Raw genomic sequence first — 20,308 nt, 5'->3', positions numbered from 1 at the left:
AAAAAGTACATGAATATGAAGCACCTGGAGGCTGCCGTTGAGGACGCCTCCATTGCTGGCTGACTTCATTCATTCCAGAGCCTGCAAACCAATTTGCGCAAAATCCTTGACACTACCTGCTTGAACGAGAGAGAGACGTTTGCATCCCGGCTGGGCTTTGTGCTGATTTCTGCCGGATGCGCCATCGGATTGGGGAATGTGGAGCGCTTTCCCTATATTGTGGGGCAGTACGGGGGCGCGGCGTTTGTGCTGATCTATCTGGTGTTTCTGGTGATCATGGGGCTGCCCATCATGGCTATGGAGTTTGCGGTGGGCCGTGCCAGCCGGAGGAGCATCGCCGGGTCCTTTCATGTGCTGGAACCTAAGGGGAGCAAATGGCACTGGTACAGTTGGTTTGGTATGGCGGGCAATTATATGCTGATGATGTTCTATACCACCATGGCCGGCTGGATGATCCTCTATTTTGTCAAGATGGCCCGGGGGGACTTTGCGGGGCTGGATACGGCCGGTGTGGCGGAGCAGTTTGGGACTTTGATGGGTCAGCCGGGCGTAATGCTGGCCTTTATGGGGATCGTGGTGCTGCTGGGCATGGGTGTGTGTGCCCTTGGGCTGCAGAACGGTGTGGAAAAGATCACGAAAGTTATGATGGTCTGCCTGCTGGTCATTCTGGTCGTGCTGGTGGTCCGCGCCGTGACGCTGCCCGGCGCGGCGGCAGGATTGGAGTTCTACCTCAAACCCGACTTCCGGCACCTGATGTACGCCTCCGACGGCAGACTCCGACTGGGAGAGGCCATCTTTGCCGCCATGGGGCAGGCCTTTTTTACCCTTTCCCTGGGGATCGGGGCGATGGCCATTTTTGGAAGCTATATCGGTAAGGAGCAGCGCCTGTTCGGCGAGGCCATCAATGTGGGCATCTTGGATACGTTTATGGCCTTTGTGGTGGGTTTGGTCATTTTTCCTTCGGCGTTTGCCTTTGGCGTGACGCCGGATGCGGGTCCGAATCTGATTTTCATCACCCTGCCCAATGTGTTCAACTCCATGCCCGGCGGACGTCTGTGGGGCGCGCTGTTTTTTGTGTTTATGTCCTTTGCGGCACTGTCCACGATCATCGCCGTGTTCCAAAATATTATAACGTTTCCAATGGATAAATACGGCTGGAGTCGAAGAAAAGCGGTTTTAGTGAACCTTGTAGCGATCTTCCTGCTCTCGCTGCCCTGCCTGCTGGGCTTTAATCTGTGGTCCGGCTTTCAGCCGTTCGGCGCGGGGTCCGGTGTGCTGGATCTGGAGGATTTCATTTTGTCCAACAATCTGTTGCCGCTGGGCTCGCTGGTGTATCTGCTCTTCTGCGTGTCCCGGAAGGGCTGGGGCTGGGAGAATTTCCTGGCGGAGTGCGGTACCGGGAAAGGGATCCGATTCCCGAGCCGGGTACATTTTTACATGACCTGGGTCCTGCCTTTTATTGTACTGATCATCTTCGTTATGGGGTATTGGGAAAAGTTCAAGCCCGCCATTCTGGCGCTGTTTGGGAATTGAACTGCAGCTGGGCGCGGTCCGAAAGGACCGCGCCCAGCTGTTTTATTGGGCGTAGAACTCCGCCACGGCGGCAAAATAGGCGTCAATATTCTCCCACTTGGACATGGGGGGGATATCGCAGCCGGAGGAGATGACGAAGTTGGGGTATTTGCAGCATTTTTCCATAACGGCCAGCGTGGCGGTACGGATGGATTGCGGCGTACCGTTGCGGAACTCGCCCGCAGGGTCCACATTGCCCATGGCCACGATGTCGGAGGGGATGTGGGGCATCATTTCAGCCATGTCGATCGCGTTGCCGAAGTGGAGGATCTTGGCGCCTACGGAAAGAATGGAATCGATGGTGAGGATGGTGGTGTTGCCGCAGTTGTGGTAAACCACGATGAAATGCTCGTCCTGCACCGCATCCACGATGCGCTTGCAGTAATCCGCTGAGAACGCCTGCGCCAGAGCGGGAGAGAGCAGGCCGGCCAAGGGCTCGGCAATGACCACGCCGTGAGCGCCCACGGCCTTGTAGGCCTTGATATAGTCGATCAGAAAGGAGGTGGCCTTTTCCAGAACGGTGTGGACCATATCCGGCTCAGAGTAGCAGTAGACCATAGCCTCGGTCACATCCAGCAGGCGGCCCGCCAGGGAAAAGGGGCCGATGACTCCGGCCAGGACGGGACGGTCGGTGATGCGCGTACAGGCCTTCTCAATGGCCTCGATGTAGATACGGGTGCGGCCCGCGCCGATGGGCGGGATGGTCAGAGCTTCCGCCGCCGCCTCATCGGAGAGGATGCTCCCCACTACGGTGGGCACCTCGTCGTCCGTGAAGCGGATCTGGGAGCCGAAGCATTCGGCCTCCACCGACAGATCCATCAGACTCACGGAGGCGCCGGAGGGGACCCGCTGGGCCACCAGCTCCATGCCGCGGGCCTGGAGCGCACTGCTGGAGATCAGGTCCCGTACGGTGACGCCCATGAGCTGCACGGCGGGAAAGGAGAGCACGGGAGTCGTCTTTTTGGGGGCGGTCGTCTTGAGCGAGTCCACCCATTCATACATGTTGCGTTTCATGATCGGCCTCCTGACTGTATCGTATGATACGATCAGGTTACCACAGGAGGGGCCGCTGTGTATGGTAATTTGCCGTGTCTTTTGGAACATCTTTGGCAAAAAACGTGCGCTTCCAAAGGAAGCGCACGTTTTTAAAGGTGGGTCTCTATTTATCCAGGCGGCGGACCAGTTCCTTGGAGCAGAAGGTGGCCACGTCGTCGGCGTAGGTGCCCGCGCCGAAGCCGGCATCATAGCCGAGCTCTTTTGCCAGAGCGTGGGTGATACGGGCGCCGCCGCAGCAGAAGATGTACTTCTCGCGCACGCCCTCAGCCTCCGCCAGCTCGATGAGCTCGGTCAGGTTCTGGATGTGCACGTCCTTTTGCGTAACCGTCTGGGAGACCAGCAGCACATCGGCGTTGACCTCGGCGGCCTTACGGAGGAAGTCCTCGTTGGGGATCTGGCTGCCCAGGTTGTAGGCTTCGATCATCTCGTAGCGCTCCAGGCCGTAGTGCCCGGCAAAGCCCTTGCGGTTCATGATGGCGTCAATGCCCACGGTGTGGGCGTCGGTGCCGGTGGAGGCGCCGATGACCACCATTTTGCGGCCCAGCCGCTCTTTGAGGAAGTTGTCGGTCTCATGCATGTCCATGACCTCGTCGGTAACGGTCTGGACCACGATCTCATTGTAGTTGATGGTATGCGTCAGGGAGCCGTAGACCACGTAGAAAGTAAAGTTCTCGTCCAGTTTCTGCCGCAGCGCCACGTTGGGGTCGGCCAGGCCCATCTTCTGGGCGACAAGCACGGCGGCGGCCGCGCCCTTGTCGTCATCCTTAACGGGCAGAGTGAAGGAGGTCTGCACCTTGCCGTCGTTCATGGTGTCGCCGTAGGGTTTCAGCCGGGTCAGGTCCAGAGTGGTGTCCAGGTCCTTGTCGCGGATTTGATACAGTCCGGAACTCATTTGCCGGCACCCCCTTTCATCATGGGCGCAAGGAAGGGGTTGAAGTACCCCGGCGCCTTGCTCACGACGCCGTCCAAGCCCTTGCCGCCGTCGCGGGGGCGCTTGATGTCGGCAAAGATGCCCCGCTCCAGGGTCTCGAAGATACCCAGCTGCTCGATCTGGGCCAGCAGGTCGGTAGCCTTGTGCAGCACTTCATTGGCGCGGTTCTGCATGATGCCGCCGTCCTTGAAGACCAGCTCATTGCCCAAGTCCTGCATGGTGCGGAAAATGTACTGAGCATTCTGGATGGCCAGGAAGCGGTCGGACAGGAAGGGGGTGTGGATGGCCTCGGTCATCATGCCCAACAGATGGATCTTCTGGCCAGTGAGGATGGTGACCATGTTGAACAGAGCGTCCTGCACATGGCCGCGGAAAATGTTGCCGGTCATGAACTTCGTGGGAGGCATGTACTTCAGCGGAGCGTTGGGGAAGATCTCGCGGGCCATTTCCGCCTGAGCCAGCTCGTAAAGGAAGCCGTTTTCCACATCGGGATCGATCTCAAAGGCATGACCCAGACCCATCTGCTCCTCCGGCAGGCCCGCCCGCAGGGCGAACTGCTCGTTGAGGAACTGGGAAGCCAGAACGGTGTGGGCCTCCTCCACCGCGTCGGCGGTGGTCAGGTAGTTGTCCTCGCCGGTGTTGATGACCACGCCCGCGTAGGCGTTGATGGCGCGGGAGAAGTTCTGGTCCACCAGGGTGCGCTGCATGTTGATGTCGCGGAAGAGGATGCCGTACAACGCGTCGTTGAGCATCACGTCCAGCCCTTCGAAGGCGCCCATGGCGGCGATCTCGGGCATGCACAGGCCGGAGCAGTAGTTGCACAGGCGGATGTAGCGGCCCATCTCTTCGCCGACCTTGTCCAGGGCCTCGCGCATCAGGCGGAAGTTCTCCTGGGTGGCGTAGGTGCCGCCGAAGCCCTCGGTGGTGGCGCCGTAGGGCACGTAGTCCAGCAGGGACTGGCCGGTGGTACGGATGACGGCGATGACGTCGGCGCCCTGGCGGGCGGCGGCGGTCGCCTGCGTAATATCCTCATAGATGTTGCCGGTGGCCACGATCAGATAGATCCACGGGCCCTGCTTTTCGCCTCCGTGGGCGGCAATGAAGTCCTCACGGCGCTGACGGCGGGCCTTGATGCGCGCCAGAGCATCCGTAACGATGGGGGCGATCACGTCGTGGATGGCGGCCTCGTCATGAGCGCTCAGAGCGGTCAGATCCAGCTTGCCCCCGGCGATGTCCTCGGCGATCGCCTGGGGGTCCTTGCCGGTTTCCAGCATGGCGTTGCCCAGCCAGAAGGCCGCGCCCTGGGCCAGAGCACCCTTGTCCATCAGGTGCTCCACCACCACGTTGGGCAGGGGAACGTCGGATTCGTCCACTCCGTCGATGCCCAACAGGCGGCAAATGGTACGCTCCACGGCCACCGTAGTATAGCCGTCGATAAAACGCTGGGTATCGTCCGCTACCCGGGAGGCGTGCTGGCGGGCCTGCGCCACCAGATCAAAATCAAGATTCAGCTTGGATTCCAAATGCACTCACTTCCATTCTGTGTGTCAGTCAAAAGGGGGGAGCGGACCGCCGCCGCAGCAGCGGCCCGCCCGCAGGAGGAGAGAGGAGGTACTTATTCGTGGTGGGAGCGCTTATGACGCTCCAGATTGGCCGGCTCCATGGACAGAGCCTGGCCGCGCTCCAGACCGGCCACACCCATCAGCTCCACCTTGCGTTTGCCCTCGCGCTCGGCCTTGCAGTACTCGCACTGGCAGGTCTCCTCGTAATGCTCGGGCTCGGTGTAGGTGGTGATGACGCCCTCGTAGTTGCGCAGGATGACCTTGTGCGGCGTCTGGGAGATGACGTACTGCGGCATGACCGGGGTCTTGCCGCCGCCGCCGGGGGCGTCCACCACGAAGGTGGGCACACAGAAGCCGGAGGTATGGCCGCGCAGAGCCTCGATGATCTCAATGCCCTTGCTGACGGGGGTGCGGAAGTGCTCCAGACCCATGGACAGGTCGCACTGGTAGATGTAGTAGGGACGCACACGGATCTTGACCAGCTCGTTGACCAGCTTCTTCATCACGTGCACGCAGTCGTTGATGCCGGCCAGCAGCACGCTCTGGTTGCCCAGGGGGATGCCGGCATCGGCCAGCATGGCGCAGGCCTTGGCGGCCTCGGGGGTGATCTCGTTGGGGTGGTTGAAGTGCGTGTTCAGCCAGATGGGGTGATACTTCTTCAGCATGTTGCACAGCTCGGGCGTGATGCGCTGGGGCAGGACCACCGGGGTACGGGAGCCGATGCGGACGATCTCCACGTGGGGGATCTCGCGCAGCTTGGCGATGATGTACTCCAGGCGCTCGTCAGAGCAGAGCAGCGCATCGCCGCCGGAGAGCAGAACGTCCCGGATGACAGGGGTGTTGCGGATGTACTCGATGGCCTGATCCACCTGATCCACGGGCATGCCCGCGTCATGCTGGCCGGCGAAGCGGCGGCGGGTGCAGTGACGGCAGTACATGGAGCACTGGTCGGTGATCAGCAGCAGGCAGCGGTCCGGATAACGGTGGGTCAGACCGGGCGCCGGGGAGTCCTCATCCTCGTGCAGGGGGTCCAGCAGGTCGGAGACGGCCTGGTGCAGCGCCTTGGCGGTAGGAATGGCCTGCAGCCGGACGGGATCGCGGGGATCACCGGGCTGGATCAGGGACAGATAGAAGGGGGTAATGGCCATGCGCAGGGTGCCCAGGCAGGCCTTGACGCCCTCTTCCTCTTCGGGGGTGAGCTCCACGTACTTCTTCAGGTCCTCCAGGGTCTCGATACGGTTTTTGACTTGCCAGTGCCAGTCGTTCCACTCTTCATCAGAAACGTTGGGGAACAGGATATGGCGACGGGATTCGATCATAATAAGAGCACCGCCTTCTACATAATTTTGATGGACCGGGGCCGGGTCCCCGGCGCCTTACAGAGGTTCCGCCGTTTTGCGGCGGGCGGGGGATCGCGCCCCCTCAGACGTATTTGGCCTGGAAATAGGAGCGCAGCTTCTCGTTCTCACGCAGTTCGCTCAGGGTGATCTCCGCGTGGCCCTTGGTGTAGCCGTTGCCCACGATCATGGTCACGTCTTTGCCTACGCCCTCGGCGCCCAGAGCGGCCTTGGTGAAGGACGTGGCCATGGAGAAGAAGTAGACGGTGCCACCGTCCCGCACGGGGAGGATGCAGCTCATCTCGCAGTTCTTCACGTTGACCACGCAGATGGACACGTCGTATTCCTGCCCGCCGTTGGCCTCCAGCGCGGCTTCCAGTACCGCCACCGGCTCGGTGGCGCTGACCACGATGGCCTCATGGCACAGGCGCAGACGTTTGAGCAGGCGTGCGTCCTCGTTGCTGATAACCAGCGCGACTACGCGGCCGGTAGCGCCGCAGCGCTTCATGGCCTCATAGCAGCAGAGCATGCCGCTCTTGCCCGCGCCGCCCAGGATGAGAACGCTGTCGCCCCGGTTGACCAGCTTGCGGGTCTGGGCGGGGGCGCCGGCCACGTCCAGGGCGGCCAGAGCCAGTTCCTCGCTCATGTCGTCGGGAAGCTTGGCGTACAGGCCGGACTCGAACAGGATGGCCTGGGCATCCACCTCCACCCGGTCAATATCCTGGTGGATCGCGAGGATCTTGTTAATCTTCAGGGGGGTCATGGACAGGGAGACCAGAGAGGCGATGCGGTCGCCCTCCTTCAGGTCGATCTTCCCCTTCAGATCGTCGCCCAGCTGGGCGACCGTGCCCATAAACATGCCGCCGGAGCCGGTAACGGGGTTTTGCTGCTTGCCGCGCTCCGCCACGATCTCCAGGATCTTGGCTCCGATCTTCTCATCGTCGTGTCCGGCCTCGTTGGCGATCTGGGTAAAGGAAGCCGAGTCGATGTTCAGGGCGGAGACGTTCACCAGGATCTCGTTGGAGTAGATCTCGTCCATATTGTTATCGATACGGTAGGCCGCCTGGGTCAGGACGCCCTTGGGCTCGATGACCCGGTGAGAGCCGTACCGATTGCCTTTTTTCTGCATGGGTCCACCTCCCGCTTGGAAGGGAGCGGGCCGCGGCCCGCTCCCCCGTATCTTGTTGATTAGATGTACTTCTCCTCGAACAGCTTGCGGATCTTGGCATTCTCCCGCAGCACGTTCAGGGTGATCTCGGCGTGGTTCTTGGTGTAGCCGTTGCCCACGATCATGGTCACGTCCTTGCCGATGCCCTCGGCGCCCAGAGCGGCCTTGGTGAAGGAGGTGGCCATGGAGAAGAAGTAGACCAGACCGTCGTCGCGGACAGGCAGGATGGCGGCCATTTCGCAGTTCTCAATGTTCACGCAGCAGATGGAGATATCGTACTCCTTGCCGCCGGTGATGGCCAGAGCGGCCTCCATGACCTCGACGGGCTTGGTGCAGTCGGCCACGATCACGTCGGTGTAAACGCCCAGGTCGATCAGACCCTGGACCTGCTTGGGATTGCGGACAACGCCGACGACCTTGCCGTTGGGGCCGACCTTCTTGAGCGCCTCGTAAGCGCACAGAACGCCGGACTTGCCGTTGGCGCCCAGGATCAGCACATCGTCGCCCTCCTTGGGCAGCTTGCGGGCCTGCGCGGGAGCGCCGGCCACGTCCAGGGCGGCCAGGGCCAGAGGCTCGCTCATATCGTCGGGCATCTTGGCGTAGATGCCGCTCTCGAACAGAATGGCCTGAGCGTCCACGTCCACACGGTCGATCTCCTTGTGGATGGCCTTGATCTTGTTGATCTTCAGGGGGGTCAGGGAGAGGGAGACCAGGGAGACGACCTTGTCCCCCTCCTTCAGATCGATCTTGCCCTTCAGATCGTCGCCGATCTTGGCCACGTTGCCCATGAACATGCCGCCGGAACCGGTGACGGGATTCTGCTGCTTGCCGCGCTCGGATACGATGCCCATGATCATTTCGCCGATCTTCTGCTCGTCCCCGCCGCAGGCGTCGGAGATCTGAGTGAAGGAGGCGGAGTCGATGTTCAGGGCGGTCACATTGCACAGGATCTCATTGGAGTAGATCTCGTCCATGTTGTTGTCGATTTTGTAAGCCGCCTGGGTCAGAACGCCCTTGGGCTCAATGACGCGGTGGGTGCCGTACTTGTTGCCTTTTTTCTGCATAGTAAATTCCTCCTGCTTCAATTGTTCGGTCTGTGGGATAGTTCGGGTTGGGGAGAATTGGGTCTGTGCGTTGGTTGGGGAGATTGGGTCTGTGCGTTGCGTTTGGTTGGGGAGTTTTTGCCTGGTTGGGGAGATCGGGTTTCCAGCTTGGGAAATCGGGTTTTCGGTTGGGGAGATTGGGGTTCCAGTTTGGGAAATAAGGGATTCCGGGTTGGGGAGTGTTTTGTGGGTGCGGTTGGGAAATCCCCGGGGATTACTTGTTCAGAGACAGGATCGCGCGGGCCTCGTCGGGGGTGGCGATCGCGCGGCCCAGTTCCCTGGCCAGGCGCACGACCTTTTCCACCAGCTCGCCGTTGCTCTTGGCGGGAACGCCGCGGGAAAGGTTCAGGTTGTCCTCAAAGCCGACCCGGACGTTGCCGCCCATGGCGATCGCGGCGGCGGCCAGCGTAAAGGCGTTGCGGCCGATGCCGGTGGCGGTCCAGGTGGAGCCGGCGGGGATCATCTTGACCAGATAATCCAGGTGGCCCGGCGTGGCGGGGGTGCAGCCGGGAACGCCCAGCACGAAGTTGAACTGCATGGGCGCGCCGGGGACCTGCCCCTTCTTGGCCATGGTCAGGATGGTGTCCAGATGGCCGATCTCAAAGCACTCGTATTCGGGCTTGATGTTGTTTTCCAGCATCCGCTTGCCGAACGCGCGCATGGTGGGCATGTCGTTGACAAAGATATCGTCGCCGAAGTTGCAGGTGCCGCAGTCCAGGGTAGCCATCTCGGGGAAGAGCTCGGTGGGCTGCAGGCGCTCCTCCGGGGTCATGCCGGTGGCGCCGCCGGTGGAGGGAATCAGAATGACGCCGGGGCAGGCTTCCCGGATGGCGTCCATAATGACGCGGAAGCGCTCCTTGTCCTGCGTGGGGGTCCCGTCGTCCCAGCGGACGTGGACGTGGATGATGGCCGCGCCGGCATCGAAGGCGCTCTTGGCCTCACGCACCATCTCTTCGATGGTATAGGGGACGGCAGGATTCTGCTCCTTGGTGACCTCTGCGCCGCAGATGGCCGCTGTAATGATGAGCTTTTCCATAAAATACCTCCTCCAAAAAAGTACGCGCCGACCCGTCTGGAAAAAAACCGACGGGACAGCGCTCCACAAAAACAAAAAACGCTATTTATGACCAACAGGACCGTGCTTCGGCTCTGTCCGTCATAAATAGCGCTTCATGTTACTCATGACAATCCGTAAGCGCTGGGCCCACGGCTCAGGGGGAGGGTTGTACGGTACGCGTCCCCCTTCGGCGGCGCACACATTCACAGGCCGCATCGGGCTCGCCCGCCCTTGCCATCGTGCCTGTTACCTTGTGCTCCGCGCCTCTATCCATGCATGTTATTTACTTGTTTACGAAGTCAATATATCCCAAAGCATGGTATTTGTCAACACTTTTTTTGTACAAATTTGTGCTGAAAAAATTGACAGAAAAAACGAACTACAGGTCGGCCTGGAACAGCTCCATCAGCTCCGGGTCCAGCTTCAAAAGGCGGCATACCCGCAGGGCGTCCCGGGGGCAGGGCGCTCCCGGAGGGGCGGGCAGCAGGCGGTAATCCATCCGGCGGGCGATGCGGCGGCGGGGGTCGTCATGCTCGTCCCCGTCGATCTCCCGTACCAGCCCGGCCACCTGATAGTGGGCGGTGGCCACGTCGGACACGCCGTCGTAGTGGGTGGTCATCAGGGCCACGCAGTCCAGGGTGCCCAGGTGGCGCACCAGGGCGCGGGCCAGGGCGGCCCCCTCCTGAGGGTTGGTGCCCCGGGCAAACTCGTCCAGCGCCACAAAGAAGAAGCTGCCCCGGGTGTGCTGGAGCAGGCGGTCCAGCAGGTGGACCTCCTTGCCGAAGGAGGACAGGCCGCCCGCGCCGGGGCCGCTGTCCGCCAGAATGAGGGACACATGGTGGAACAGGGGCAGGCGGGCCTCCTCCGCGAAGACGAAAAAGCCGCACTGAAACAGGAGCAGGGAGAGCACCACGGAGCGCAGGGAGACCGTCTTGCCGCCCATATTGGCGCCGGTGATCACGGTGCAGCCCTTGTTCAGTTCCAGATCCAGCGGGGTAAAGGCTTCCCCGCGGGCAAGCAGGTCTTCGGCCACCTGGGGGTGGCGCAGGCCGCGCAGGGTGATGGAGCCGTCCCGGGAGAACACGGGGCGGCGGCAGCCGTACCGCCGGGCCAGCTTGGTCTTGGCGAAGATCAGGTCCAGACGTCCCAGCGCGTCCATGTTGGCCAGAAAGTCCGCCTTATATTCCATCAGTTTGCAGGTCAGGTCCCGGCGCACCAGCAGCTCCAGCTGGTCCTCCCGCACGGCCAGCTCCCGCCGCTGCTCCAGAAGGGCGGGCTTTTCCGCCTCCGAGGCGGCGCGGATGGTCTTTTCCAGCCTGGCCTTCTGCTCGCGCAGGGGGCCGAGACCGGGGTGGTAGGAGCTCAGCACCGAAAAGGCGGGAAGGCGGCGGCCGTCCGGGTCCACCAGGGCGAGGGCCGCGTCCATGGGAGGGAACGCGATCCCGGCAAAGGGGGGCAGGGCCGCGTAGGCCTGCTGCACCTGCTCCAGCGTGACCAGGAAATGTTTGATCTCAAACAGCTCCACCAGGTCAAAAGGGTTGCCGGGGTCCCGGTCGAAGCTGCCGCGGATATCATGGAACAGGGGCAGGCAGCGGGTCACGCCGCGCAGGGGGGGCTCCTTGGGCCGGACGGCCTTGGGCGCGTCGCAGCAGCAGGGCTGCTCCTCCGGCTCGGGGAGCTGCTTGGCGTCCCAGAGCGAGAGGGAGAGGGCCAGGTTGTCCAGCTCGTCGGCCAGGGCGGCTTCCTCCCCGGGGCCGTACCACCGGGGGGCGCGGGCGGCGGCGCGGCCGAAGGGGGACAGGGGGACCAGCCGGTCCAGCACCCATTGCAGGCCGGAATGTTCGCGCAGCTCGTGAGTCAGTTCCATGGTTACTCCTCCTTCACGTTCACCACCGGCAGGTCCAGGACCCGCCGGAGGGCGGAGACGAATTGATCGGGATCGAAATGCCAGCCGTAGGCCGACCAGGGATTGGCCGCCACGGCGGCGATGGTCAGCTCCCGCCGCACCGCCAGGGCGCCGCCGGAGCGGAGGAACAGATCCCAGGCCGCCCGTCCGGCCAGCACGTGGGTGGCGTCGGCCGCCACCAGGGTCAGGGGCGCGCCCCGGCGGGCCAGGGTCTTGAGCAGCGGGTCGGTGATCCCGCCCGCCGCCCACAGCACGCAGCGCCGGCGGGGCAGCTTGTTCCAGCGGGGGGCGCCGGCCTCGTCCAGAGGCAGCTCCAGCGGCGCGCCCTCGGGCGTGAACAGGGCAAAGCGGGACGTGCAGGCGTCCAGCGCGGCGCAGAGGGCGGGGTGCTCCGGGCGGCGGCTGGCAAACAGGGCGCAGGTGTGGGCGGTCTCGGCCACCACAAGGTCCATGTCCCGGTCCAGCGAAGCGCCGGTACACAAAAGCGCGGCGCCCTCGATCCCGGCCCCGGCCAGCGACTTGCGCCCGGCGGCCCCGTCGATGAGCACCCGGTCCGCCCCCAGGGATGCAAACACCTCGCACAGCGGCGGCAGCTGCCCGGCGGCGGAGGGTCCGGCCAGCTGGATATACCCGTCGGACAGGGCGCGGAAGACGCCCACCTCGCCCAGCGGGGTCATCACGTCGGTCAGGCAGGCCACTTCCACCGTCACGTCGCACAGCGGCAGCATGCCCCGGGCCGTGGCGAACAGGTCGCCGGCTTTGATGTACAGGTCGGGCTTTTCCGTGCCCGTCACCAGGTCGGTGCCTTCGCCGTCCCGGCCCACCGAGGTCAGGCCCAGGCACTCCTCCTCCAGCTCCGCCATCAGGCGGCGCATGGCGGTGGTCTTCCCCGCGTTCTTGCACAGCCCGATCACCGTTACCGGGGACGCGTCCCCCACCAGGGGGGCCAGGAGCTTTTTCAAAAAATGCACCTCCATCGCGCAGGAAATCCTGCGCCGTTCGCCGGCATGGCGCGCCATGCCGGCGGAAATACGCATTGCGGCCGTGGCCGAATCCGATCCGGACGGTTCCAAAGGGCCGTTCGACCCCAGCGCGGTTGATTCAACAGAGAGTATTATAGAAGCCTTTGGACGATTCTGTCAATGGGGGGGCGCGTTTCCGCCGGGCGCCCCAGAAAACAACAGAGCCGGGGCCCGTTCCGGCCGCCGGCTCTAGCGTTTCATTTGTTCCGCGAGGTTGACGAGCGCATCCAGCTGCTTGGCGTCCAACGCCTTTAAAGCGTCCATCAGCCGGTGCAGCTGCTGGGGACAGGGAGTTTCATCATCGAAAAACTCCCGGGGCGTGATACCGAAATAGTCACAAATGTAGAAAAAATTACGCATGGAGGGTAGCATCTTTTGATTTTCGATGTTGTTGACGTAAGATTCGCTCAGGCCGATGTCAAGGCTCATCTCGCGGGCGGATACCTGCTTTTGTTCCCGCAGTGCAGTGAGGCGGCGGGCCAATTGCTCTTCAAACACAATATCCACCCCCCAAAAAAGCTTTTCTATAATTGTACTAGATGTTTGTTGAAAATTATGGTTTTATACACTATATTTAAGATGGAGTATAAATTTGAACTAGCTATAAATTAAAAAAACAAGAGGTGAAATAGATATGGACGTAACTTGTGAAATTGAAAAAAACCGCCAGGCCGAGGTAGTTCTAGCCTGCCTTGGGATCGCTCGCCGCTATCAGGGGTGGCGGTACATCAAAACCGCGCTGGAGTGGGCCCTGGCGGGGTGGGAACCGGACCGGGAAGTGTTCATCCGGCTGGGTGTCACATACCGGGTCTCCGCCGCGTCGGTCAAACAGAGCGTCTCCCGCGCCCTCTGGCAGGCCCGGGTCCACCGCCCGGAAGAGCTGGCCTATATGACCTTTTACGTGGACGGCACGCCCAACCGGACGCGCAGGCAGCTCTGCGCCCTGTGTACCTGGCTGCGCGCCTTTGAGCCGGTATGCGTGGGCAACGGCGTATTTCGCTGGCGTTTGCGGGAATAATTTCCTTCCGATTGCAAAAGCTGTTGCGGAGGTGAGGCAAATGCCATCGATTTGGAGCGAAACGACCCAAATAGCCCCCCGGCCTCCGCTGCCGGGCGACCTGGAGACCGATACGGCCGTGATCGGCGGCGGCATGGCGGGGGTGCTCACCGCCTGGCTGCTGAAGGAGGCGGGGGTGGAGTCCGTGGTGCTGGAGGCGCAGCGGCTGGGAAGCGGGCAGACCCGGAACACCACCGCCAAGATCACCAGTCAGCACGGGCTGATCTACGACAAGCTGACGCGCCGGTTCGGCGCGGAGCAGGCCGGGCAGTATGCCCGGGTCAACCAGCGCGCCATTGCGGAGTACCGGCGTATCGTCCGGGAGCTTGCCATCGACTGCGCGCTGGAGGAGCGGGCGGCCTATCTCTACTCCACGCTGGACGAGGACGCGCTGCGCGCGGAAGCCCACGCCGCCCGGGCCCTGGGCCTGAACGCGCAGTTTACCGCCCAGACCGCCCTGCCCTTCCCGGTGAAGGGTGCGGTGCGCTTTGAGGAGCAGGCCCAGTTCCATCCCCTGCGCTTTTTGGCGGCGGTAGCGGAGCAGGTGACGGTATATGAGCAGACCCTGGTGCTGCGGGTGGACGGAGGGCGGGTGGAGACCGACCGGGGGACCGTGCGGGCGCGGCACGTCGTGTTCGCCTGCCATTTCCCCTTCGTCAACGCCCCCGGCTACTATTTCGCGCGGATGCACCAGGAGCGCAGCTACGTGCTGGCGCTGAAAAACGCCCCGCAGCTGGACGGCATGTACTACGGCGTGGACCCGGAAGGGCTCTCCTTCCGAAACGCGGGGGAATACCTGCTGCTGGGCGGCGGCAACCACCGGACGGGGGAGAACTCCGCCGGAGGACGCTATGAGCTGCTGCGCCAGGCGGCCCGGCGCTGCTATCCGGACAGCCGGGAGGCGGCGCATTGGTCCGCGCAGGACTGCATCCCACTGGACGGGGTGCCCTATATCGGCGTGTACGCGCCCTCCGTCCCCAATTGGTATGTGGCCACCGGGTTTCAGAAGTGGGGGATGACCTCCTCCATGGCCGCCGCCATGCTCATCAGCGCCCGTATCACCGGGCGGGAAGACCCGGACGGGGCCGTTTTCTCGCCCCGGCGCTTCAAGCTGCCCGCCGCCGGGGCCAACCTGCTGGAGGACGGCAAGCAGACGGTAAAAGGCCTCTCGCGCCAGCTTTTCACCTCCGGCCGCGCGGAGCTGGAGGCCCTGCCCAGCGGCCACGGCGGCGTGGTGGAGCTGGACGGGGAAAAGGTGGGCGCCTACCGGGACGAGACGGGCGAGCTGTTCCTGGTCTCCACCCGCTGCCCCCATCTGGGCTGCCAGCTGGAGTGGAACCCGGATGAAAAAAGCTGGGAATGCCCCTGTCACGGCTCACGCTTCGACCACCGGGGCCGCCTGCTGGAGGGACCGGCGCAGACGCATCTGACGGAATGATGGCCGTTGCAACGGGGGGGAAAATGTGGTATCTTAGATAGCATCAAAAGGAGCCCGATTTCCGCTCCAAAGGAGCCTGAAAGATGAAAACCATCGCCATCCTGGCCTGCAAGCTGCTGCGCTTTGCGGGCAAGCTGCTGGGCAAGGGCAGCAGCCTGCCCGGCAGCGTGGCCCTGAAGCTGGACCCCGATATCCTGCAAAAGATCAAGCTGCCTGACCGGGTCATCGCCGTCACCGGCAGCAACGGAAAGACCTCCACCGTCGAGATGATCGCCCACGTGCTGCGGCAGAACGGCTGGAAGGTGGCCTACAACCGGGAGGGCTCCAACCAGATCGAGGGCGTGACCACCTTCCTGCTCTCCGACTGCACGCTGGGGGGGACCTGCCGCAGCGACGTGATCCTGCTGGAGAGCGACGAGCGCTTTGCCCGCCACACCTTCCGGCACTTTACCCCCACGCATTACGTCATTACCAACCTCTATCGGGACCAGCTCACCCGCAACGGACACCCGGAGTGGATCTTCGACATCCTCCAGGACAGCATCCACCCCGGGACCAGGCTCATCCTCAACGCAGACGATCCGCTGGTGTCCTGCTTCGCTCTGGGGCGGGACAACCCGGTCACCTGGTTCGGGGTGGAACGGCTGCCCTTCTCCGAGACGCAGCCCTCCGGCCGCTACCGGGACGGGGCGTACTGCCCCCACTGCAAGCATCCCATGGAGTATGAATACTACCATTACAACCACATCGGCGCCTACCGCTGCCCCGGCTGCGGGCACCACCGGCATACGCCGGAGGACGCCGTCACGCAGGCCAGCCTGGAGGAGAAGCATCTGATCCTCAACGGCAAGTACCGCGTGGACATGGCCGTTTCCGGCATCTATCACATGTACAACACCCTGGCGGCCTTCTCCGCCTGCCGGGCGCTTGGGCTGGCGGAGGAGCCGATCGCCCGGGCGCTGAGCGGCTACGCCCTGCAAAACGGACGCATCGTCTCCTTCCGGGCGGGCGAGCGGGCGGGCACGCTGCTGACCTCCAAACACGAAAACTCCATCTCCTACGACCAGTCCATCCGCCTGGCCGTCCAGGACGGGCGGGACGTGACGGTGCTGGTGCTGGTGGACGCCATCAGCCGCAAATACTTCACCAGCGAGACCTCCTGGCTGTGGGACATCGACTTCGAGCGCCTGAACGCCCCTCAGGTGAAGCAGATCGTCCTGGCCGGACGGTACAGCAACGATCTGGCCGTCCGCTTCTCCTACTGCCCCATCCCGCCGGAGCGCGTCCGCGTGATCGGGGACATCGGCGCGGCGGTGGACTGGGTGAAGGAGCACGGCGAGGGCTATATCTATTTCATCACCTGCTTCTCCGACAAGGACAAGCTGCTGACCCGCGTGCAGGTGGAACAGGAGGGACGGGCATGAAAATCCTCTATCTGTACCCCGACCTGATGAACCTCTACGGGGAGAGCGGGAACCTTTGCGCCCTGGAGCGCCGCCTGGCGGACCAGGGGGAGGACGTGAGCGTGGACCGGAAAGCGCCGGGGGAGGCGCTGGAGATCGCAGCGTACGATTGGATCTACATGGGCGCGGGCACCGAGCGCAGCCAGAAGGCGGCGCTGGAGCACCTGCGGCCCTGCGCCGGAGCGCTGCGGGAGGCGATGGACGCCGGGAAGCATGCGCTCTTTACCGGCAATGCCGCCGCCCTGTTGGGCCGGGAGATCACCGACGCAGCCGGGCAGGTCTGGCAGGGCCTGGGGCTGCTGGACGTTGCCGTGCGGGAGCGGCGCGATACGCGCTACACCGGCGACGCCATCGCCCGCCACCCGGAGCTGGAGCGCCCCCTGGTGGGATTTTTCAACCACTGTGAGGACTGGGAGGGGGACGTGGAGCCCCTGCTCCAGGTGGTCATGGGCCGGGGAAACCGGGAAGGGGACAGCGGGGAGGGCTTCCGGAAAAACAACTTTCTGGGCACTCACCTGATCGGGCCCGTCCTGGTGAAAAATCCCCACTTCCACTACTGGCTGCTTTCCCGCCTGCTGGGGCGGACGCCGGAGCCGAAAGAGTACCTCTATGAGGAGAAGGCCTGGCAGGTGACCTATGACGCGCTTGCGCGCCGAAAGGACCAGCCTGCGGAATAGAACCGGCTTGCCGATTGTTGGCCAGCCGCGCGTCCCGCCCGGAGCATTCGCTCCGGGCGGGACGTTTTTTACAGGCGGGCGAGCAGCGTTCCGGCGATCTGATCGGCGGTGCGGTAGACTCCTTCAAAGTCCACGCGGGGGTTGTAGACGGCCTCCAGGTCGTCGTGCATGGCTTTGGCCTGCGCCAGGGATTCCACCGCCTCTTCCAGCAGGGCGGCGGACACTTTGCGGGAGAATTTCAGCCGGGGCTTGTTCCGGCGCAGCAGTTCGGAGTCGGCCATGGCGTCCAGCCGCAGGCGGCGGTAGGGCCGCTTTTCGTAGGGCAGCGCAGGGGTGGAGGAGACGAAACCGAGGGAAAGAGAGGGAATGAGCAGATGCTCCATCCGGTCGGGGAACATGGGGGATGGGCAGACGATCACATCGTGCCCTGCGGCCATGGCCCCGTGGGCCAGGTGCGTAAGCATGCCGTGGGCCAGGCCATAGGGATCGGAAAGCTCGTAGATTCGTTTACATAACAAATCGGCTGTGCTGAACTGACACAGTTCTCCCTTCCAGGTGACGCCGCCGAGGAACCGCTGCACCGGCCGGCCGGAGTCGCTGCCGGCCTTTCGGACCTCGCGGCTGAGAATGCCGCGGGCCCGCTTTGCCATTTTTTCCTCCAGCGCCTGCGTGCAGAGCAGGGAACGCATGTCTTCCCCGATCTGTGCGGCGGCGGTGAGGCAGCGGTAGGCCCGCTGGTAGCATCCCTTATAGCCTTTCATACAGGAGATGATCTCACCCTTGACCTGCCGCAGCGCGTCATGATCGTAATAGTCCCCGAGATTGACATAACATTCTACCGCGCCGGGAAATCTGGGCTCTACCACATGGGGGGCGGTGCCGTCCACCAGGGCGGTTTTCAGCTGTGGGATCACGATGGCGTCCAGAGAATCGGGGTCGCCGGAGCAGTCGATATACTCCACGGAAAGGCCATGCGCTTCAACGGCTTCCGCGACCCGGTGCATCAGGGAGGATTTGCCGCAGCCGGGCCCTCCCTTGAGTATGTAGATCTCCTCCGCCTGGGCGGGGTCGATGAGCTGATCGTACAAAGAATAAAAGCCGCCAGGGGAATTTGCACCCAAAAAGAACCGGACCTGAGGTTGGGCCTGCATAAGATGACCTCCAAGTTATCAATTTCTCACTCCAAGGTATGCGGGGGGGCAGGCAGGGGTGCGGAGCGCTGGCGCCGGATAGAGAACCGCCCGGTATAAACCCGCGCGTTTTCGAAAAGGGACTGCAAAATCCTGCAAACACAGGGAAGGATTACGGATTGACAGGATGTGGGTCCAGCGGGTATGATAAGAATGTGAAAAAATTAACGAAATAATTCCGCGTTTTGGAAAGAGGGAATCGTCATGCGGGTGTTTGAAACCAGCGTACAGGAATTGAAGAACGATGTGCTTCGGTCGGTTGCCAAGCTGGCCTGGGAGGACGATCTCCAGACGGGCATCCTGGATATCCCGGAGCAGATCATCCCCGGCCCGGAGGCCAAGATGCGCTGCTGTATTTATAAAGAGCGGGCCATCATCTCCCAGCGGGTCAAGCTGGCCATGGGGGGCGACAAGGGCAATCCCAACCTGGTGGAGGTGCTGCCCATCGCCTGTGACGAATGCCCGGTCACCCAAATCGCCGTGGGACCCGCCTGCCGGGGGTGCATCGCCACCCGCTGCGTCCACACCTGCCCGAAGGACGCCATCTCCATCGTCAATCACCGGGCGGTGATCGACCACAGCAAATGCATCACCTGCGGCAAGTGCCTGACCGCCTGCCCCTACGGCGCCATTGAGAAGAACCAGCGCCCCTGTGAACGCGGCTGCAAAGCCGGGGCGATTTCCATGGGCGAGGACAAGAAGGCGTTCGTGGACCCGGCAAAGTGCACCTCCTGCGGCGCCTGTGTGTATCAGTGCCCCTTTGGCGCCATTATGGATAAATCCTTCCTCGTGGACGCAGTGGAGATGCTCAAGGGTGCGGATAAGTGGAATTACCGGGTATACGCCGCCGTCGCGCCTTCCATCGCCGGGCAGTTTGCGCCCGCCGACCTGAGTCAGGTGGTCACGGGACTGAAGCTGCTGGGCTTCCACGATGTGGTGGAGGTGGCGCTGGGGGCGGATATGACCGCCAGGCGTGAGGCGCAGGAGCTGACGGAAAAGGGGATGCTGGCCTCCTCCTGCTGTCCGGCTTTTGTGGACTATGTGGAGAAGAACTTCCCCGAGCAGGCGCATCTGATCTCCGAGACCCCGTCGCCTATGGTGATGGCGGCCCGTTACATCAAGCAGAGGGACCCCGGCGGAAAAGTGGTCTTCATCGGTCCCTGCGTGGCCAAGAAGAAGGAGTTCCGTCTGGGCAAGACCATGGGCGCGGTGGACTGCGTGCTGACCTTTGAGGAACTCTATGCCCTGTTTGAGTCCAGGGGGCTCGACGTAGCCCAGCTGGAAGACACCGAACTGGACCAGGCCAGCGGGTACGGACGTACCTTCGCCCGCAGCGGCGGCGTGGCCGCCGCCGTGGCGGAAGCGCTGAAGGAACAGGGCAGCGATTTTGCCCTGAAGGCCAACCCATGCAGCGGGTTTGAGGCCTGCAAGCTGGCGTTCCTGAAAGCGGCGAAAGGTGTGGGAGACTTCAACTTTATCGAGGGAATGGGCTGTGAGGGCGGCTGCGTCCAGGGACCCGCCCAGCTGATCCGCAGTCCCCGCAACCAGGGAGACGTGGAGCGCCACGCCAGGCAGGCCGAGGGGCGCACCATCCAAAACGCTGTGGAAGCGGCGCAGGGAACGTAAAAAAAGCCGCAGGGACTGCGGCAGCATCGAGGTTCGAGCCATTGACCGGGAGCAAAAGGGATCGCAAAAGGGGATGGAGCGCCGCGCACGGCGCTCCATCCCCTATTTGTAAGCGAAAACCACCGGCACAGCCGGTGGTTTTC

17 protein-coding genes and 1 riboswitch are annotated in these 20,308 nt (G+C 62.9%); of the genes, 6 read left to right on the top strand and 11 right to left on the bottom strand.

What is annotated here, in order from left to right:
* Positions 1–120 precede the first annotated feature (120 nt).
* Positions 121–1,533, top strand: coding sequence for a sodium-dependent transporter (locus MR825_RS14325; protein ID WP_287881299.1), 1,413 nt, complete (start codon positions 121–123; stop codon positions 1,531–1,533).
* 42 nt (positions 1,534–1,575) lie between these two features.
* Here the strand turns inward: MR825_RS14325 and MR825_RS14320 are convergent, their stop codons facing one another.
* The 10 genes from MR825_RS14320 to MR825_RS14275 all read right to left on the bottom strand — a co-directional run bounded on the left by MR825_RS14320 (position 1,576) and on the right by MR825_RS14275 (position 13,212).
* Complete coding sequence (locus tag MR825_RS14320) at positions 1,576–2,586, bottom strand: uroporphyrinogen decarboxylase family protein (protein ID WP_256176217.1); 1,011 nt, start codon at positions 2,584–2,586, stop codon at positions 1,576–1,578.
* 145 nt (positions 2,587–2,731) lie between these two features.
* Complete coding sequence (locus MR825_RS14315; RefSeq protein WP_186908077.1) at positions 2,732–3,520, bottom strand: OAM dimerization domain-containing protein; 789 nt, start codon at positions 3,518–3,520, stop codon at positions 2,732–2,734.
* Positions 3,517–5,082 carry a lysine 5,6-aminomutase subunit alpha gene (locus MR825_RS14310; RefSeq protein WP_186908078.1) on the bottom strand — a complete coding sequence of 522 codons (1,566 nt, stop codon included), beginning with the start codon at positions 5,080–5,082 and terminating at the stop codon, positions 3,517–3,519. Before MR825_RS14310 ends, MR825_RS14315 begins: the two co-directional genes overlap by 4 nt.
* 92 nt (positions 5,083–5,174) lie before the next feature.
* Complete coding sequence (ablA, locus tag MR825_RS14305) at positions 5,175–6,440, bottom strand: lysine 2,3-aminomutase (RefSeq protein WP_287881296.1); 1,266 nt, start codon at positions 6,438–6,440, stop codon at positions 5,175–5,177.
* Between the two features lie 103 nt (positions 6,441–6,543).
* Positions 6,544–7,587, bottom strand: a complete 1,044-nt coding sequence (locus tag MR825_RS14300) for an L-erythro-3,5-diaminohexanoate dehydrogenase (RefSeq protein WP_186908080.1) — start codon at positions 7,585–7,587, stop codon at positions 6,544–6,546.
* 59 nt (positions 7,588–7,646) lie between these two features.
* The gene (locus MR825_RS14295; RefSeq protein WP_186908081.1) at positions 7,647–8,690 is read right to left on the bottom strand and encodes an L-erythro-3,5-diaminohexanoate dehydrogenase; all 1,044 of its coding nucleotides are present in this window, start codon (positions 8,688–8,690) and stop codon (positions 7,647–7,649) included.
* Positions 8,691–8,943: 253 nt separating this feature from the next.
* Positions 8,944–9,765 (bottom strand): 3-keto-5-aminohexanoate cleavage protein, encoded by an 822-nt coding sequence (locus MR825_RS14290; RefSeq protein ID WP_287881294.1) that lies wholly within the window; start codon positions 9,763–9,765, stop codon positions 8,944–8,946.
* A gap of 119 nt (positions 9,766–9,884) precedes the next feature.
* Positions 9,885–10,063, bottom strand: a riboswitch (Lysine riboswitch).
* Between the two features lie 102 nt (positions 10,064–10,165).
* Entirely contained in the window at positions 10,166–11,653 is a 1,488-nt protein-coding gene (locus MR825_RS14285; RefSeq protein WP_256176218.1) for a MutS-related protein, read from the bottom strand.
* 2 nt (positions 11,654–11,655) lie between these two features.
* Positions 11,656–12,663, bottom strand: coding sequence for a hypothetical protein (locus MR825_RS14280; protein ID WP_287881301.1), 1,008 nt, complete (start codon positions 12,661–12,663; stop codon positions 11,656–11,658).
* A gap of 240 nt (positions 12,664–12,903) precedes the next feature.
* Positions 12,904–13,212 (bottom strand): helix-turn-helix domain-containing protein, encoded by a 309-nt coding sequence (locus MR825_RS14275; protein ID WP_186908135.1) that lies wholly within the window; start codon positions 13,210–13,212, stop codon positions 12,904–12,906.
* A gap of 136 nt (positions 13,213–13,348) precedes the next feature.
* Here MR825_RS14275 and MR825_RS14270 point away from each other — a divergent pair, with 136 nt between their 5' ends.
* From MR825_RS14270 to MR825_RS14255, 4 genes are all read left to right on the top strand, one after another.
* Positions 13,349–13,732, top strand: coding sequence for a hypothetical protein (locus tag MR825_RS14270; RefSeq protein WP_186908085.1), 384 nt, complete (start codon positions 13,349–13,351; stop codon positions 13,730–13,732).
* 40 nt (positions 13,733–13,772) lie between these two features.
* Positions 13,773–15,209 (top strand): FAD-dependent oxidoreductase, encoded by a 1,437-nt coding sequence (locus MR825_RS14265; protein ID WP_256176221.1) that lies wholly within the window; start codon positions 13,773–13,775, stop codon positions 15,207–15,209.
* An 83-nt stretch (positions 15,210–15,292) separates the two neighbouring features.
* Positions 15,293–16,633, top strand: a complete 1,341-nt coding sequence (locus MR825_RS14260; RefSeq protein WP_186908087.1) for a MurT ligase domain-containing protein — start codon at positions 15,293–15,295, stop codon at positions 16,631–16,633.
* Positions 16,630–17,349 (top strand): type 1 glutamine amidotransferase, encoded by a 720-nt coding sequence (locus MR825_RS14255; RefSeq protein ID WP_287881291.1) that lies wholly within the window; start codon positions 16,630–16,632, stop codon positions 17,347–17,349. Before MR825_RS14260 ends, MR825_RS14255 begins: the two co-directional genes overlap by 4 nt.
* Positions 17,350–17,417: 68 nt before the next feature.
* Here MR825_RS14255 and MR825_RS14250 read toward each other — a convergent pair whose 3' ends face one another.
* Positions 17,418–18,437, bottom strand: coding sequence for a hypothetical protein (locus MR825_RS14250; protein ID WP_287881289.1), 1,020 nt, complete (start codon positions 18,435–18,437; stop codon positions 17,418–17,420).
* A gap of 306 nt (positions 18,438–18,743) precedes the next feature.
* On the opposite strand from MR825_RS14250, the gene MR825_RS14245 reads away from it, so the two are divergent.
* On the top strand, positions 18,744–20,165 hold the full coding sequence (locus tag MR825_RS14245) for a 4Fe-4S dicluster domain-containing protein (RefSeq protein ID WP_186908089.1): 1,422 nt from the start codon (positions 18,744–18,746) through the stop codon (positions 20,163–20,165).
* Positions 20,166–20,308: the final 143 nt, after the last annotated feature.

Source organism: Lawsonibacter sp. (genome assembly GCF_022777125.1).
Taxonomy (GTDB): Bacteria; Bacillota; Clostridia; order Oscillospirales; family Oscillospiraceae; genus Lawsonibacter_A; species Lawsonibacter_A hominis.
Note: the sequence above shows the minus strand (reverse complement) of the source record. Positions and strands in the feature narration are given on the sequence as shown.

Coding starts and splice junctions, on each gene's coding strand:
- MR825_RS14320 (WP_256176217.1), bottom strand. CDS start 2,586: ATGAAACGCAACATGTATGAATGGGTGGACTCGCTCAAGACGACCGCC.
- MR825_RS14315 (WP_186908077.1), bottom strand. CDS start 3,520: ATGAGTTCCGGACTGTATCAAATCCGCGACAAGGACCTGGACACCACT.
- ablA (WP_287881296.1), bottom strand. CDS start 6,440: ATGATCGAATCCCGTCGCCATATCCTGTTCCCCAACGTTTCTGATGAA.
- MR825_RS14300 (WP_186908080.1), bottom strand. CDS start 7,587: ATGCAGAAAAAAGGCAATCGGTACGGCTCTCACCGGGTCATCGAGCCC.
- MR825_RS14295 (WP_186908081.1), bottom strand. CDS start 8,690: ATGCAGAAAAAAGGCAACAAGTACGGCACCCACCGCGTCATTGAGCCC.
- MR825_RS14290 (WP_287881294.1), bottom strand. CDS start 9,765: ATGGAAAAGCTCATCATTACAGCGGCCATCTGCGGCGCAGAGGTCACC.
- MR825_RS14285 (WP_256176218.1), bottom strand. CDS start 11,653: ATGGAACTGACTCACGAGCTGCGCGAACATTCCGGCCTGCAATGGGTG.
- MR825_RS14270 (WP_186908085.1), top strand. CDS start 13,349: ATGGACGTAACTTGTGAAATTGAAAAAAACCGCCAGGCCGAGGTAGTT.
- MR825_RS14265 (WP_256176221.1), top strand. CDS start 13,773: ATGCCATCGATTTGGAGCGAAACGACCCAAATAGCCCCCCGGCCTCCG.
- MR825_RS14260 (WP_186908087.1), top strand. CDS start 15,293: ATGAAAACCATCGCCATCCTGGCCTGCAAGCTGCTGCGCTTTGCGGGC.
- MR825_RS14255 (WP_287881291.1), top strand. CDS start 16,630: ATGAAAATCCTCTATCTGTACCCCGACCTGATGAACCTCTACGGGGAG.
- MR825_RS14245 (WP_186908089.1), top strand. CDS start 18,744: ATGCGGGTGTTTGAAACCAGCGTACAGGAATTGAAGAACGATGTGCTT.